General features: G+C 60.3%; 17 protein-coding genes. 3 read left to right on the top strand and 14 right to left on the bottom strand.

Going from position 1 to position 15,565, the window contains the following annotated elements; genetic code table 11:
• Positions 1–96: 96 nt before the first annotated feature.
• The 10 genes from V3W39_RS01330 to V3W39_RS01285 all read right to left on the bottom strand — a co-directional run bounded on the left by V3W39_RS01330 (position 97) and on the right by V3W39_RS01285 (position 8,669).
• Complete coding sequence (locus V3W39_RS01330; protein ID WP_330212057.1) at positions 97–2,850, bottom strand: conjugative transfer ATPase; 2,754 nt, start codon at positions 2,848–2,850, stop codon at positions 97–99.
• Positions 2,850–3,266, bottom strand: a complete 417-nt coding sequence (locus V3W39_RS01325) for a TIGR03751 family conjugal transfer lipoprotein (protein WP_330212056.1) — start codon at positions 3,264–3,266, stop codon at positions 2,850–2,852. Before V3W39_RS01325 ends, V3W39_RS01330 begins: the two co-directional genes overlap by 1 nt.
• Positions 3,229–4,746: a TIGR03752 family integrating conjugative element protein gene (locus tag V3W39_RS01320; RefSeq protein WP_330212055.1), complete on the bottom strand. Its 1,518-nt coding sequence runs from the start codon at positions 4,744–4,746 to the stop codon at positions 3,229–3,231. The genes V3W39_RS01325 and V3W39_RS01320 overlap by 38 nt, the downstream gene beginning before the upstream one ends.
• Complete coding sequence (locus V3W39_RS01315) at positions 4,736–5,548, bottom strand: TIGR03749 family integrating conjugative element protein (RefSeq protein ID WP_330212054.1); 813 nt, start codon at positions 5,546–5,548, stop codon at positions 4,736–4,738. Before V3W39_RS01315 ends, V3W39_RS01320 begins: the two co-directional genes overlap by 11 nt.
• Positions 5,545–6,186, bottom strand: coding sequence for a PFL_4703 family integrating conjugative element protein (locus V3W39_RS01310; protein ID WP_330212053.1), 642 nt, complete (start codon positions 6,184–6,186; stop codon positions 5,545–5,547). Before V3W39_RS01310 ends, V3W39_RS01315 begins: the two co-directional genes overlap by 4 nt.
• Positions 6,183–6,596, bottom strand: coding sequence for a TIGR03750 family conjugal transfer protein (locus tag V3W39_RS01305; RefSeq protein WP_150788076.1), 414 nt, complete (start codon positions 6,594–6,596; stop codon positions 6,183–6,185). The genes V3W39_RS01310 and V3W39_RS01305 overlap by 4 nt, the downstream gene beginning before the upstream one ends.
• 7 nt (positions 6,597–6,603) lie before the next feature.
• The gene (locus V3W39_RS01300; RefSeq protein ID WP_330212052.1) at positions 6,604–6,975 is read right to left on the bottom strand and encodes a TIGR03745 family integrating conjugative element membrane protein; all 372 of its coding nucleotides are present in this window, start codon (positions 6,973–6,975) and stop codon (positions 6,604–6,606) included.
• A 17-nt stretch (positions 6,976–6,992) separates the two neighbouring features.
• Positions 6,993–7,232, bottom strand: coding sequence for a TIGR03758 family integrating conjugative element protein (locus V3W39_RS01295; protein ID WP_330212051.1), 240 nt, complete (start codon positions 7,230–7,232; stop codon positions 6,993–6,995).
• Positions 7,229–7,564: an integrative conjugative element protein, RAQPRD family gene (locus tag V3W39_RS01290; protein ID WP_330212050.1), complete on the bottom strand. Its 336-nt coding sequence runs from the start codon at positions 7,562–7,564 to the stop codon at positions 7,229–7,231. Before V3W39_RS01290 ends, V3W39_RS01295 begins: the two co-directional genes overlap by 4 nt.
• 595 nt (positions 7,565–8,159) lie before the next feature.
• Entirely contained in the window at positions 8,160–8,669 is a 510-nt protein-coding gene (locus tag V3W39_RS01285; protein ID WP_065926116.1) for an Lrp/AsnC family transcriptional regulator, read from the bottom strand.
• A 198-nt stretch (positions 8,670–8,867) separates the two neighbouring features.
• On the opposite strand from V3W39_RS01285, the gene V3W39_RS01280 reads away from it, so the two are divergent.
• The 3 genes from V3W39_RS01280 (at position 8,868) to V3W39_RS01270 (ending at position 10,947) form a co-directional block, all read left to right on the top strand.
• The gene (locus V3W39_RS01280) at positions 8,868–9,884 is read left to right on the top strand and encodes a 1-aminocyclopropane-1-carboxylate deaminase (protein WP_330212049.1); all 1,017 of its coding nucleotides are present in this window, start codon (positions 8,868–8,870) and stop codon (positions 9,882–9,884) included.
• 128 nt (positions 9,885–10,012) lie between these two features.
• Positions 10,013–10,477 (top strand): transketolase, encoded by a 465-nt coding sequence (locus V3W39_RS01275; RefSeq protein ID WP_065947787.1) that lies wholly within the window; start codon positions 10,013–10,015, stop codon positions 10,475–10,477.
• Positions 10,478–10,524: 47 nt separating this feature from the next.
• Positions 10,525–10,947 (top strand): hypothetical protein, encoded by a 423-nt coding sequence (locus V3W39_RS01270; protein ID WP_323146679.1) that lies wholly within the window; start codon positions 10,525–10,527, stop codon positions 10,945–10,947.
• 34 nt (positions 10,948–10,981) lie between these two features.
• Here the strand turns inward: V3W39_RS01270 and V3W39_RS01265 are convergent, their stop codons facing one another.
• Genes V3W39_RS01265 through V3W39_RS01250 form a run of 4 tightly spaced genes read right to left on the bottom strand, consistent with a single transcriptional unit; the run spans position 10,982 to position 15,556 of the window.
• Positions 10,982–12,136 (bottom strand): M20 family metallopeptidase, encoded by a 1,155-nt coding sequence (locus V3W39_RS01265; RefSeq protein ID WP_065947786.1) that lies wholly within the window; start codon positions 12,134–12,136, stop codon positions 10,982–10,984.
• Positions 12,133–13,557, bottom strand: coding sequence for a M20 family metallopeptidase (locus tag V3W39_RS01260; protein WP_065939601.1), 1,425 nt, complete (start codon positions 13,555–13,557; stop codon positions 12,133–12,135). Before V3W39_RS01260 ends, V3W39_RS01265 begins: the two co-directional genes overlap by 4 nt.
• Positions 13,554–14,543: an ABC transporter ATP-binding protein gene (locus V3W39_RS01255; RefSeq protein ID WP_065926122.1), complete on the bottom strand. Its 990-nt coding sequence runs from the start codon at positions 14,541–14,543 to the stop codon at positions 13,554–13,556. Before V3W39_RS01255 ends, V3W39_RS01260 begins: the two co-directional genes overlap by 4 nt.
• Entirely contained in the window at positions 14,540–15,556 is a 1,017-nt protein-coding gene (locus tag V3W39_RS01250; protein WP_330212048.1) for an ABC transporter ATP-binding protein, read from the bottom strand. Before V3W39_RS01250 ends, V3W39_RS01255 begins: the two co-directional genes overlap by 4 nt.
• Positions 15,557–15,565: the final 9 nt, after the last annotated feature.

Raw genomic sequence — 15,565 nt, 5'->3', positions numbered from 1 at the left:
TGAACCCGGATTGCTGTTGAGGATTCAGAAGCGGCTCCGGCGCGTACCGCACTAATCTGTCACTCGCGTTAGTCTGCGATACTTGAATGGATTTCGCTATGCAGGTTCTATGCCTCGCGCTCTATCGATCCGTTCAGCTACCCTATACGCCGCTTCCAGTTCTGAGCAGCCGTTCTCCTGCATCAGTGTCCAGCGCTCGGCTTTTTCCTCGGGCTCCGTCATGGCCAAGGCGAGATAAAGACTGGGCGGCACGACCCGAAACAGCGTTTCGAGCTTCTTCGATAGCACGACCCCCTCAGTGTATTTACCCGGTTCCTTACTGGCGGAGAGCAGCAAGGCTTTCTGTGCCGGCGTGAGTTTCTTGAACCGTGCGATCTCTTCGATTTCCGCGGGCGGCATGTTCAAACAAATCCACCATTCGATCATGTTGAGCATGGTCTGCGCGGCAGTGGGAAAATCAGCAAGGTTCTGCGTCGCCAGCCAGAACCAAGCGCCGAGCTTGCGCCACATCTTCGTCCCCTTGACCACGAACGGCGCCAGCAACGGGTTCTTGGTGATGATATGACCCTCGTCGGTGACCATGATGATCGGTCGGCCCAGGTACTGGTCGCGCTCGGCAAGATTGTTCACGGTGTTCATCAAGCTGATGTAGCTGATGGACATCTGCGCCTCGTAGCCTTCGCGCGCGTAAGTGGCCAGGTCGACAATGGTCACATCGCTCTCGGGCCAAGGCGTGCCCTCGCGATCGAACAGTTCGCCCTCGAAACCCTGGCAAAATAGGTCGATGGACTCGCCCATCTCCTGGGCGCGCTCGCGGCGTTTCTCCGGCAAGTGCGGGTCGGCGGCGACGCGCAGCAAGGCGTCGCGTACGTCGCGGGTCAGTACCTGCCGGCCCGCGGCGACGCAGGTCTGTGCCGCAGCGAGAATGCACTCGCGAATCAAGCTGCGATCGGCTCGACTTAGGCGCGCCTCTTCTTTGGCCTCGCCGCCGGTGATCATCAGACGGGCAGTGATTTCCAGTTCGCCGAGAACATCACGCTGGTCTTCGCGACTGGTTACCACCTCATCGTCCAGCTCATCGATCGACAGACTCGCCACCCGATCCGGCTGCTCGACCAGGCGCCAAGCATCGGCGAACGGGGCGAGACTGACCGAGGCGCCAGGTTTCAATTGGACCTTGTTGACTGAGAGACCTTGTGTCGCGAAGTAGTCTCCCTGCAAGCCGAATGAGTTGCCGGCCTCGACGATAAACAGGCGAGGGCGGTACACGGCCATGACCTGCATCAGCAGGGTGACCAGGGTCGCCGACTTGCCGGCACCGGTGGGGCCGAACAACAGCAGATGACCGTTCATGGCCCGATCCAGGCGCGACAATGGGTCGAAGCTCAATGGCGAGCCGCCGCGGTTGAACAAGGTGATGCCCGGGTGGCCGGTACCGGTGCTGCGGCCCCACACCGGAACCAGATTCGCCAGGTGCTGGGCAAACATCAGGCGGGTGTACCAGTTGCGCGTATCGCGGGCCGGGTTGTAAGCCATAGGTAACCAACGCAGGTAGCTGTTGCAGGCGGCGACTTCATCGCCTTCACGTACTGGTTGCAGGCCCGCACCCAGCAGCGCATTAGCCAGGCTGACCGAGCGCTGGTGCAGTTGCTGTTCATCATGACCTCGTACGTAAAACCCTAGGGTTCCCCGGTACAACTTGTGCTGGCGGCCAATGATCGCGCGAGCTTCTTCTACATCCTGACGGGCCTGGGTCGAGGCCAGATTTTCACCAATGGCTTTGCGCGCCAGACGGCTCAACTGCTCCTCGAGTACATCCTGCGGTTTGACCACCAAGGTCAGACTCATCACCGTACCTTCGGGTAACTGGTCGAATAGTGCGTTCACCGCATCGCCCTTATGGGTTTCGCCGGTGAGTTGGCCAATCAAGGGTGCCCGCCGCAGTTTGTCCACCACCATCACCCGGTGGGGCTGATCGTCGAAAAACCAGAGTCCGCATTGCACATCCGAGCGCGGTTCGTTGAAGAACAGCCGCTCGGCAAAGTCGTGATCGAAGGGCAGTTCCAGCGACTCGCCATCGCCCGGCTCCGGATAGACTACGCGGCGGTAGAAATCCTCGGGTGCTTCATCGGTGAGCGTGGGGGCCGGATTGAACCAGGGTAGCAGCCAGGCATACAGCCCCCGGCCATCGACTCGCGTCGATTGCACCCCGCATGCCTGCAACGAAGCCGCAATACGTTCGCAAGCCTGATGCAGGGATTGCACCGGGCTGAGTCCCGTCTCCTCATCGCCGGACTCGAGCCAGCGATAGACCACCAGGCGCACCCGACGGTTATTGCCACGCCAGGGCAGGCGTGTCACCACCTTATCCTCAAACAGACCACCCGGCTTGGCGATGGCCTTCAGATGACGGCGGCTGAGCTCCAAGTACGCCTCGGTGAAGACCGTGCCTCGCGCGCTGTCTTGGATATAATCGGTGAGCCGGGTCAGGTAGGGGGTGAAGTCGTTGTCGTCCTGGCAGAAAAACTGCGCCACCCACGGCGCTTGATCCAGCTCGTCAAAGCTATCCTGCAGAGCATCCTCGAGGGCATAGCGGGCTGCCATCAGCCAATCGGGTTCGCGCCCTTCGGTGCCAATGGGCAGCAACTCGAACACCGCCCCCACCGAACGATTGTCATCCAGCAGAAAACACTGCTCGGTATCGAGGTATTCGACCCACGGCAGGTGATCGGTGAAGCTGGGGTTGTGCGCATACAGCGCGGCTTCATCGACCAAGGTGGCGCGAGGGTGCACTGGATGGCGCCAGGCTTTCCACGCAGGAGTGCGGTTCCCCGAATCGCTGGTACGCACTACAAGTCTTCCTGACGTTCACCCGGTAATGCGTACTGCACCCGTTGGTAGAACGGAAAGACGGTCGAGTAACCTGGGACTGGTGCCTGCTCGGTACCGCTCAGATGCGGATACACGTACAGCGCCAGATCGGGATTGGGCAGGCGAGGGAACAGGTTGCGGATCTCGTTCGTCGCGGTGCGCGTGTACGGTTCTTGGAGAGAGGCAGAGAAATCTGCCTGAGCCAGCGGACGGCGTAACTGCTGCCGAGCATCCAGCAGTTGCTGCTGAGTGCCTTGCGAACCGGCGCCGTTCCAGATGTCCAGCATGGTTTGCTCGCCATGGGGCAAAAGCTTCTCCTTGTCGGTGGAACACCCCGTCAGGACCCAGCAAATCAAGCTAATCCAGGTCAGACAGAGAAGCATGGTCTTTTTCATGGCGAACGCTCCGGCCCTTGGGCTCGTAGTCGATGGTGATCTCATGGTCGAGGTGCAGGGCGACTTGGGCGGCCGGTGGCACGTACACGGCCGCAAAGGCTTCGCCATACAGTTTGTTGACCCACTCGCGGATGTCGCTGACTCCACCACTGAGAATTGAGTTCAACGCACTGTTGCCCGTGCTGTTGGTGACCCCGAACGCACTGCCTCCCGAACTGATCACGCTGTTGTTGCTCTGCTTATCCCCGAGCAAGGCGGCGACACCCGCGCCGGCCGCCGTGATCAGACTCTGGCTGCCGAGGTACTGTTGGGCGTTCGAGCGGCGCTCGCCGGCAATGCAAGGAATGCCATACGGATCGGACAGGTAACCGAGTCCGCCACGGATCTTGTCGGTATTTGAGGTCTGGGTGGTGGAGGCAGTACGGCTGGCTACCGCCTTCGGCTGAGGCACCGTGCGGATGGTGCCATCGGTAAATACAAACGTGATTGACTCGACCTGTCCGCGTACGCAGGACAGGGTCCAGTCACCGGACGCCGTGCCGCTCATCACGGCACCCGCGACGTCTGGCAGGTCGATACCGTTGGCGGTTAGGTTCTCGGGGCCGACCAGCACTTTGAAGGGATAGGGGTCATTCACAGTGCCGTCCACCGGGACGCGGCCGATCAGCGCGGTCATGGCGATCGAGCCCATCAGCGTGGCGTTTTCGGGAATGGTGTAGACCGGCTTCGCGCCTTCGCTACGATCAACGGATCGCGTCAGGTCACTCTCACCCTTGGTGACTGCACGCAGCTGTTTCTGGCTGCGATCAATCGCGTTATCGTTCAAGCCTTCCAGTGAGTTGAAGGCGGTAGGCAAACTCAGTGCGGAGGAGGTCTTGGTGTTGCCTCGGGCGTCGGTGGTCAGAACATCCGAGGGTTCAATCCACTGCAGCGCATCATTGGCAGAATGCTGCCCATTGAACTGAGCCCCATCGCCCGGCTCAAGCCCTAATCCAATTGGCATGTCCTTGCCTTTGCCAGTCAGCCCCGACAACTGTTCCTGTAATTGCGTCAGCAGACCGCGGGCCTGTCGACTGTCTTGTTCCGCTTTGAGTCGAGCCTCGTTGGCTTGTCGGCGGCCTTCGTCGACCTGCTGGTTCACGCTGCCAAGCGCCGTCTGGATGCGAGAATCGACGCTGTTTTCCCGCTCGCGCAGGCGGTTGTTTTCCGTCTGCAGTGAATCGTTGTGTTTCTTCAAGCCAAGCATGTCGCTGCGCATGGCCTTCACCTGACCGACCAGGGTGGCGACGGTGTCGCGTGGGGTATCGCCAGCAACGCCGAGCGACTTGGCTTGCTCGGCGGATAACTGAATGTTGCCCTGATCAACTGGGTTTTCTGGAGAGCGAGTGCTGCCACCTGCGACCCAGGTTTTCAGGATGATCAACACCACGGCCAGCAGCGCAGCCGGTACCAGCCATTTGAGCAAGGCGTTAGCTTTCATCGTCAGCACCTCGCGCAACGGGCGGGAGTCGCACCGCTTGTTCGAGGCCGGCACCGCGAGTGACGAGGTAAGCGATCGTGGTGTCTTCGGCACTGCCGACAGGCCCGAGGAAAGCATGTTGGAAGGCTGCAGCGAACAGCTTGGCCTGAAGCCGACGCGGATCGAGTTGCACCGTCTCTGAACCACGATTGCACAACTTCACCGCCGTTACCCAGTAATCACCGAGTCGCCAGGCGGCGATGGGTGTGCTGGACACGTTTTCCGTCGGCAGCAGGGTCGGCAGTTCAGTGCGCAACTTAAGCGGTGCGCGGCGTATGCCGGGCAGTGACTCCACGGTGCGCAGCGGCGCGTACAGGCTTTGCGCGGCATAGCGCGTCAAAGCGACCGGGATCGGCGTGCGTTCTGGAACAGGGACGGTTCTAGATTCAGCCTCGGTAGTTTGCACCTGAGCATTCTTGAGAATACGCACGGGTTCCAGCGGTTGATCGCCGGGAGTGGCCGCGATATCCAGCAGGATGATCTCGCCCGTCGTGACTGATTGCAGTTGCAGTCGGGTCGGTGCAATGGCTTCCGATGCGCGCAGGTATAGCGTGCCGCCGGTTGATTGCACACGCAGCTTGCCCGTCAGGGTTGAGGGCACACCGACGCGAACATCCTCATCGACAAAGACCACCCGCTCCTGATTGATCACTAGTGGGACCGCGAGAGGGAGGCGTTCCCAGTGCATCAGCTCGACGGCCTGCGCTGCAGCTCCCCATAGCATCAGTGCGACGGTGAGTCCCAGGGTAGAAATCCGCTTCATGGTGCAACTCCAGGTAGGGAGATTTTTTGCGGAGTGCCCTGATAACAATCCAGTGCCAGCCCCCACTTATTGCGTTCGGGGTCCAGATCAAAACGCACCACGCGCAATGGATACCGCACCACCACCCGTTTCACCGGTTCGGCGGCGTAATATTCATCGGCATTGAGATCGAGCTTGACCAGCCAGCTGTCGCGGTCGAGTTGCTTGACCCTGAGTTCCGGATCTTCGCTGTAGCCTCGGCCCAGAATTTCGTAGACGCCACGCACCCGCTGGCGCAGCTCGCCGGCGGCCTTACGGTACTCATAATCACCGTCGAAGAAGGCCTTGCAGGCGGGTGTCAGGTAGGACTGCAAGCCATAGATGGCGCGGCGATAATCCTGCTCGCCATCCGAAGGCCAGCGGTTGAGTTGGCCAAAGATGTACAGGGCAAAGGCATAGACATTCTCTGGGGGGACATCCCACCACTTACGAGTGCTGCCCGAGCGCAGATCCGGGGGGACATGCACCGTCAGATCGGTCGGTGCCGAGCGCCAGCCATACCAAAGTCCGGCACAGACCAGGGCCAGAATCACTACCGCCAGACGCAGGCTGAAGATGTGGGCCTGTTGGGCATCTACCTTATTCCGAAATCGGCTCATGGCTGCCACCGGGACAGGGCAGGGCGCAGTCGACGCGAACGGCGAACCGTCCAGGCGCCGGAGTGCAGGATCAGACTTCCGCGACCCAGGCGCCAACGGCTGGCCAGTACCCATTCGAGTTTGCGGTACAACCAGGTCTCGGGCCGGGCCCGTTTGGCCCGACGCAGTAGTGTGCCACCGGCAAATAGCACCACGGCCATGCCTGCGATCATGCTGGTTGGCGCCACGGCAATGGAGACGGTTGCGATCGCCAGAGGTACACCCAGTACCAGGCCGACAAGTGCGCCGGCACCGAGCGCCACCCACATCTCATCATTAGTCAAACCACGCAATACGGCAGGATCACGATTGAGTCGCTCTGGTAGAAAAACCAAGGTGCCGTCGGCAAGGCGTTCGATAGCGTCGTTCATGCCAACCTCACAGAATCGCGGCAGCCTTGGTCAGGAACCAGATGATGATCACCACCAACAGAGCACCAATACCGACCACCGCACCTAAGTCTTTCCAGGTCTTGCGTTGGTTCTGCACGTCGGCATAGACAGTCAGGGAATGCCAAGCCACACCGAGAAAAGCGAGCAGGGCAATCAGCAGGCCGAGCAGGATGCCACCGTCGTAGGCGTAGTTTTTGATCGTCTCGATCAACCCGGAACCTTCACCCCGTGAAGGAGCTTCCATGGTCGGAAGTTCGGCAAAAGCCAGGCTTGGACCGAGCACCAGCAGCAGACCGATCAAGCGCGGGCTCGCGCGATCACGCAGGTTGTTTTTCAGGGGGACAAGGCACTTGAGCATGACGGCGATCTCCTGGATTAGGAAAGGGTGAAGAACATCAGGACCAACAAGGTGAGCAGCACGCGCATGGCGCTGCCACCGAAGGCTCCAAAGCGCACACTGCCGGCGGCCCACCCCCGGTAAGCCGTCCACATCACCCAGGCACACCAGAGCAAAGCCAGGACCAGAACTAGGGATAGCCAGAGCGTCGAGCTGCTCTGCGCCGAAAAACTGGAGGCGTTTTGGAAGGCCGCGGTCTGAGCGTCCGTCATGCTCATGGCGACGGCTCCGCGGGCAGAGTGTCGAGGAGGTAATCACCGGCCAGTTCACTGGGATCGCGGGGTTGAGCACGGGAGGGGGACAGGTAGCCCTGCACACCGTGGCGGATGCGCTGGATGTCTTGGGAAAGACGGAGATAGTCGAAGCGATAGCGCTCGACTGGTTCAGCCGTGCTGGCTGCCTCAGCTTGCGTTGCAAGGCGTTCGATAATATCGAGCTGCTGCTGGACTAGGCTGAGTTGATCCTGCTCATGACCAGATGCGGCATAGCTGTTGCCATCGACGATAGCCAGCGAGAGCAGTAACAAGCAGCGAAAGATGGTAGTTGGCATGATGCTGGCCCATATGGATCTGGGAGCAGAATCAAGTTAGAGGTCTAATTTTTCCGTAAGAAACCTGAGGTCTGATGAATCGCTTTTTCTGGGGAGGTACTGGAGATGTTTACTTACAGCTATGTGGTCCTTCGATCTTTGATGGAGAGAGTGGTTGAGGTTCTAGTGAAATTTCGCTCTCGATGAGCTTAGTTAATGAGGATATCGTCAGAACCCATTTCCCTGATCATTTAGTCGGCCACGTAGTTGGCTTTACGCTGACTCCCGTCGATTGAGCCGTTTTCACCTGGTTGAACACCCGACGTAAAAAGGCCGTAAAAGCCGCTCCACGGCATGCCCGCCAATGCGCAGGCTAAGTCCATAGGAAAGGACCACTTTCTCGCCCACGTTTACAAGGGGGTCAGCATTATGGGCGTTGCTACCTGCCGTATCTGCGGGCTTCTTTATGTGTCGTCTTTCGCTGAGGATCGACCAACTGACCCTGCTATTGGATGCGGACCTCATGTCGTTCTTTGATGAGATCGACCATGAATGGATGCTGATGTTTCTGGGACACGGGACTGCAGACCGACGCCTGCTCGGGCTGATTTGAGCATCAAAGGGGGATGTGGGTTGTCGACAAAACCTGGCGCAATCCCATGAACGAGCGTATCTGGCGAACCCCGGGCAGGTAAAGCAATTGCTCCGCGTGGAGCCGATTGAAACTGTTGCTGTCCTTGGTTCGTATCAACATGAAGTAGTCGAATTCCCCCGTCACCACATGACACTCCATGCAGCCGGACACTTTTTGTGCGGCTGCCTCGAATGCGGCGAAGGATTCCGGTGTGGAGCGGTCCAGCACCACGCCGATCAACACCACCATCCCCGCATCCAGCGCGACATTGTCGAGCAGCGCGACTATGCCTTTGATCAGGCCGACTTGCTTGAGCCGCTCGACTCGCCTGAGGCACGCCGGTGCACTCAATTTCACCTTCTCTGCCAGCGCCACATTGGAGATGGAGGCATCTCGCTGCAGGGCCTTGAGAATGGCGCGGTCGGTTCGATCCAGCGGCTGCGGCACCGGGGCCGATACACTTGGCTTCTTGCGAGTGTTTATTGCGTTCATGGCTGTTTATTCGCAATTAAAGTATGTTCGATATTTATAGCGAGAAATTATAGTTCTTTAAGTGGTAGAAGTTTGCAACACATCTTTTTGGAAATCTTCTTAATATTGAACTCATCGAAGCCCGCCTGAAAGAACCTGGAAGGCAACCTTTGCCTTTCGGTCTGGCGCTTTGATGTCCAGTAATCAAGGAGCAGCGTCATGAACCTGAATCGTTTTAAACGTTATCCGTTGACCTTCGGTCCTTCTCCCATCACGCCCTTGAAGCGCCTCAGTGAACACCTGGGTGGCAAGGTCGAGTTGTATGCCAAACGTGAAGACTGCAACAGTGGCCTGGCCTTCGGCGGGAACAAAACGCGCAAGCTCGAATATTTGATTCCCGAAGCGCTCGAGCAAGGCTGCGATACCTTGGTTTCCATCGGCGGCATCCAGTCGAACCAGACCCGCCAGGTGGCCGCCGTTGCCGCTCACCTGGGCATGAAGTGCGTGCTGGTGCAGGAAAACTGGGTGAACTACTCCGATGCGGTATATGACCGCGTTGGCAATATCGAAATGTCTCGCATCATGGGCGCCGAGGTACGACTGGACGCCGCCGGGTTCGATATCGGCATTCGGCCCAGTTGGGAGAAGGCCATGGACGATGTGGTGGCGCGGGGTGGCAACCCGTTCCCGATACCGGCGGGTTGTTCCGAACACCCCTACGGCGGCCTTGGTTTCGTCGGCTTTGCCGAGGAAGTGCGAGAGCAGGAAAAACAACTGGGGTTCACGTTCGACTACATCGTGGTCTGCTCTGTGACCGGCAGTACCCAGGCCGGCATGGTCGTCGGTTTCGCCGCGGACGGCCGTTCGAAGAACGTTATCGGCATTGATGCCTCGGCCAAGCCGGAGCAAACCAAGGCGCAGATCCTGCGTATCGCCCGGCACACCGCAGAGTTGGTGGAACTGGGCCGTGAGATCACCGAAGACGACGTGGTGCTCGATACACGTTTTGCCTACCCGGAATACGGTTTGCCCAACGAAGGCACGCTGGAAGCCATTCGTTTGTGCGGGAGCCTGGAAGGTGTGCTGACCGATCCGGTGTACGAAGGCAAATCCATGCACGGGATGATTGAAATGGTCCGCCGTGGTGAGTTCCCCGAAGGCTCCAAAGTGCTGTATGCGCACTTGGGTGGGGCGCCTGCGCTGAATGCCTACAGCTTCCTGTTTCGCAACGGCTGATTAACGCCAAAAAACCAGGGAGCTCACGAAGCGATGGGTGAGTCGGCATCAATATTGAATGTCACGACCCCATCGTCGAATCGCCACCCGGAGCACGTTGCTCCTATCCAACCGCCGGAAGTACCGCCATGCATGCGATAACGCAATCTGCAGTCTGGATCAAGGAGCCTTCGGCGGATGCCGGAGTAGTGATCGTTACCAGCGCCGCGTTGCCCCCGTACATGATCGACAAGCTGCATGTGGCGATAGATGAGTGGGACCAGGTGGCTTATCTAGCCATCAAACAGTCCGAGGCGTTGAGGCTCGACTGGTTGCAGGTCGGGTCCAGCCCGGAGCCGTCCGACGGGGCCTACGCGTGCCATGCCAGCCAACTGTTGCGCGGCGTCTCCCACGGCAGCTTTTTACTGGATGTCGAAACTGGCACGGATTGCGGCATGACGTGGCTGGGGTCCGTCTTTGGTCATCCGCTGCGCGTGGTCGAGCTTGGAGAAGTAGCCTCCTCCACTGCACAGATGGATCAACAGGTGGAGGTTGTGTTAGCGGCGACCCGAAGCCTGGCGAAAAGCGTGTTGCAGGCACGCGGCGTCATTTAACCAATGACCTGGTCCATTCTCCTGTTGGAACCATAAAGGCATCGCTTATGAGCCAAGCTGTCGATTGTCGTCCCAACGCAATGAGGTGGATGCGCGAGCCATCAAGTTGCACGCGCATCGTGGTCATCGTGTGCGGACTTGATAGCGCTCATATTGACTTGATTCATCAAGGGTTCAGCTGTTTTGACAATGTTGCGCTGCTCCATGTCGATGCGGTGGACACCGTCCCTGGCAAGCACGTTGATGTGCAAGTGGCCAGGAGTGACTGTTCTTTTGTCGTGCTCGGTGAACTGGATGAACGTGTATTGCATAGCCTTTCCATGGGTAAGCGATGCCTCTACTCCATAGCGCCAGACCTGTCGGCCGAATGTTCGGTGATTGCAGCAGTAGAACAGGTCAAAAACTTCGCCCGAGTGAGCCATTCCCGTTACCTTGAAACGATACCCGACAGCGCCGGGAGCTGCCTGTGAACCTGTCGGGGACCACACGTAGAAAACCATGGCCTCAAACGCTGTCGCCGACCGCCAGAATGGTCGCCACCAGGGCCAGGGCGCGAGGCACCAGGGTGTCCAGTTCCAGGTATTCGCGATCAGTGTGAACCTTGCCACCCACCGGGCCGAGCCCGCACAGGGTTGGAACGCCCAGGCTGGCGGTAAAGCCGGAGTCGGCGCAACCGCCGGTGAATTCGCCTTCGACGCTGAAACCCAATGCCAGTGCTTTTTGTTGGTAGAGGTGCAGCAGTCGTTCGCTGTGGCGTGCTTCCATCGGTAGAAAGGTCGTCGCTTCCTTGAGGACGGCGCGGGTGCCGATCAGTTCTTCTTCGGCGACGATGGCCTGGATTGCGCTGAAGATCCGATCCCAATGCTTGAGTTCGATGAAGCGCACGTCCAGCCGCGCACAGGCGCTGGGCGCGACGGTGTTGCTCGACGTACCACCGGATATCAGCCCAACGTTAGTGGTGATGCCGGCCGGGTAATCGGTCAAGGCATGCAGCTTGACGATCTTGCGTGCCAGGGCCTCGATGGCGCTGGCCCCGTCGGCATGGTTGACCCCGGCATGCGCCGCGCGGCCGCTGACTTCGATGATCAGCGTGGCCCCGCCTTTGCGTGCGCTGACCACGTTGCCGCTGGCCCGGCCGGGTTCTGTATTGAGCACGGCGCGGGCGGCACGGGCGGCGTTTTCGATATGGGGCCTGGCGCTGCCGGAGCCGATTTCTTCGTCGCCGGTGTACAGGACCTGCACCGGATAGGGCAACCGGCCGGCGCGCTTGAGTGCTTTGAGCGCGAAGCAATTGAGCACCAGGCCGCCTTTCATGTCGGCGACGCCGGGGCCATAGGCGAGGTTGGCGTCGCGGCTGTAGCCGCGAGTCGTGGTGGTGCCCTTGGGGAAGACCGTGTCGCGATGGCCCAGCAACAGCACCGGTTTTCCAGAATCGCCTGGCACTTCGGCGAGCAGCACGTCACCAAAACCCTCGACCGGGATGCGCTTGAGCAGGATGCCGTCGGCCTCCAGTTCAGCCGCGAGCAGCGCGCCCACGGCGTCGACACCCGCCTTGTCATAGCTGTTGGAATCGGTGTCGACGATGCGCCGCAGCAGCGCTTCCATGGCTGGGCGCTGGTCGGCTAGCCAGTCCAGGGCCTGTTGTGGCGTGGCGCTCATTGCGCCTGCTCCCGTAACTGATGTTCCCGGGTCAGGCGTGCCGCATCGTTGCCCAGGTCCCAGAACAGCCCGGCCATGATTTGCAGGCTTTCCTTGACCACCGGCGCCAGCAAGTGTTCGTTCGGCGCATGTTGTGAACAGGCCGGGTACGAGTGCGGCACCCACAATGTCGGCAGGCCCAGCACGTCCGCGAACACGTCGTTGGGCAGCGAACCACCGAGGTTTGGCAGCAGCGCAGGTTTTTTGCCGGTGGTCTGTGCCAGGGAGCCGAGCGCCCAATCGACCCAAGGGCTCTGCGGGTCCAGCCGAGTGGCATGCATCACATCGATGCGGCTTTGCTTGACCTCGACATTGCTGAAGCCATGCGCATCCAGGTGGGTACGTACCGCCGGGATAAAGGTCGTGTAGTCGCTGTCGACCACGAAGCGGATATGGCAGTGGGCGTTAGCCTTGCCGGGAATCGCATGCACCGGGGCGTCTGGGTTGCCGGTCTTGAAGGCGATGACGTCGAGGGTGTTCCAGCCGAACACCTTTTCGCTCAGCGAAAGCGCCGGGTTACCCCAGTTGGCGTCGATGTCCGGATCGCCCGGTCCGCCACCCACGGCAATATCGGCCAGCGCCTGCCGAACCGGCTCCGGCAGTGTCTCGGGCATCAGGCCCGCCACTTTCACCCGACCGTGTTCATCGACCATGCTCGCGATGGCATTGGCCAGGATGATGCCGGGATTGGCCAGCAACCCGCCCCAGTTGCCGGAGTGGTGGGCGCCTTCACGTAAATTGACCACCAGCTCGAAGTTGAATACCCCGCGCGAGCCGAGAAAAATCGTCGGGCGTGATGCCGCCAGGCGCGGGCCGTCCGAGGCGATGAAAATATCCGCCGCAAGCTCTTTGCTGTGCGCGGCACAGAATGCGTTCAAGCCCGGCGAGCCTTCTTCTTCGCCCATTTCCAGCAGCAGCTTGACGTTGAAACCCAGTTGGCCATCGCGCGCCTTGAGCGTTTGTTCCAGCGCGGTCAGGTTGATCAGGTGCTGGCCTTTGTTATCCGCCGTGCCGCGGCCGTACCAGCGATCGCCTTCGGCAATGACGTGCCACGGCGACAGGCCTTCGCGCCATTGCGCCTCATAGCCGCGCACCACATCACCGTGGCCGTAGCTGAGCACGGTCGGCAGGTCCGGGTGTTCAATGCGCGTGGCGATCATGAAGGGGCCGCGCTCGGCCACCGGGTTGTCATAGATCTTGACGCTGAAACCCATCGCCTCGACATGTGGGGTGATGAACTCATTGAGGTAGCGATACAGCTCGGGCTGGCTGTCCGCTGCCTGGCTTTCGGTGTGCAAGGCGACGCTACGTTGGAGCAGATTGAAAAACTCGCCATTGTCGAATTGTGCTGTGGTGTTGCTGATAGCCAGTGAACGACTCATGAGTGGACAAGCTCCAGTGTTTGGGCAGAAGTGTCGTGAAGGTGGCAACGCACGTTGCCGCCGATAAGCGGACCATTGGCCGGGTAGGCCGTTTTGCAGGGGGCGAGGCAGCTCGGGCAGCGCGGATGGAAAGCGCAGCCGGACGGCGGTGACATGGGGTTGGGGAAGGTGCCGTGCAGGCCGATCTCGGGAATGCCCAGGCGCGGATCGGGCGTGAGCACCGAATCCAGCAAGGCGCGGGTATATGGGTGACCGGGCTCCGCGAACAACGATTCGCGCGTGCGTTCTTCGACGATGCGCCCCAGGTACATCACGGCGACCCGGTCGGCGAGGTGTTCGATGACCGCCAGGTTATGGCTGATCAGCAGATAGGTCAGGCCGAATTCACGCTTGAGGTCCTGCAGCAGATTGAGAATCTGCGCCTGCACCGACACATCCAGCGCTGAGGTGGGCTCGTCGCAGATCAACACGTCAGGGCGCATGATCAGCGCCCGGGCAATCGCCACCCGCTGGCGTTGCCCGCCGGACAGCTGGCTCGGGTAGCTGTCGATCACCCGTTTGGGCAGGCCGACCACATCAAGCATCGCTTCGGTCTTCCTGCGGCGCTCGGCGGTGCTGCCGATGGCATGCACGATCAGCGGCAGGGTAACGATTTCGCGCAGGGTCTTGCGTGGATTCAGCGAGGAATACGGGTCCTGGAAAATCGGCTGGATATGCCGGGACATTGCCTTGCGATCAGTCGCCGCCAGGTGTTTGCCATTGACCAACACGTCGCCGCTGGTGGGCGGCAACAGACCGAGCAGCATCTTGGCCAGGGTACTTTTGCCGCAACCGGACTCGCCCACCAGACCGAGGGTCTCGCCACGCATCAGGCGCAGGGAAACACCATCCACGGCCTTCAGGGTGGCGGCGGGTTTGAAAAAGCCCTGGTTGATCCGAAACTCACGGCGGATGTCACACAGCTCCAAAGCGATATCTTTTTTCATGACCTTGCACGCTCCTGAAGGCGAATCGGTGCCGGGGCCGGGGCGGCGAACAGGCAGCGCGCCATGTGCCCGTCCTGTTCGACTTCGGGGATGTTTTGCGCGCAGGCCGGGATCGCCTGACCGCAACGATTGCGGAACGCACACCCTTGCTGTTCGCCGACCAGACTCGGCACCAGGCCTGGAATCGAACCCAGCGCCTCACCCGGTTTGGTCCGGCCAGGGATTGGAATACTCGCCAGCAGACCCCGGGTGTACGGATGCTGCGGATTCTCGAACAGTTGCAGGGCAGGGGCGGTTTCGACGATTTCCCCGGCATACATCACGGCGACCCGGTCGGCGATCCGTGCCACCAGCCCAAGGTCGTGGGTGATGAAGATCACCGCCAGGCCGAGTTCTTTCTGAATGTCGCGGATCAAGCGCAGGATCTGCGCTTGAATGGTCACGTCCAGCGCCGTGGTGGGCTCATCAGCGATGATCAGGTCCGGTTCGCACATCAACGCCATGGCGATGATCACTCGCTGGCGCAGCCCGCCGGAAAGTTGATGCGGATACTGGCGCAAGCGCTCGGTGGCATTGCTGATCCCGACCTTCTCCAGCATCTGCGCGGCGCGCGCCAGGGCCTCCTTGCGTGAGACCTTGCGATGCTGGGTCAGTACCTCGCTGAGTTGATCGCCAATGCTGTAGGCCGGGTTCAGCGAGGTCATCGGCTCCTGGAAGATCATCGCCAGGCGGTTGCCGCGCAGGTCGCACATGCGCCGCTCGCTCTGGCCGAGCATGTCGATGCCGTCCAGCGTCAGCCGGGACGCGGTGCGTTTGGCCTTGCGTGGCAACAGGTCCATCAACGCCAGCGAGGTCAGGGATTTGCCGCAGCCGGATTCCCCGACGATGCACAGCATTTCACCGCGCTCGACTTCAAAACTCAGGCCGCGTACGGCATGCAGCATGTCATCCGGCGTCGGGCTGTTGCCCATGGGGATGTCCACGCGCAGGTTTTCTACATGGAGTAGTGCCATGTTCGGTTC

Source organism: Pseudomonas sp. Z18(2022), assembly GCF_036346535.1.
GTDB lineage: Bacteria > Pseudomonadota > Gammaproteobacteria > Pseudomonadales > Pseudomonadaceae > Aquipseudomonas > Aquipseudomonas yamanorum_A.
This window is presented reverse-complemented; position numbering and strand designations above follow the sequence as displayed.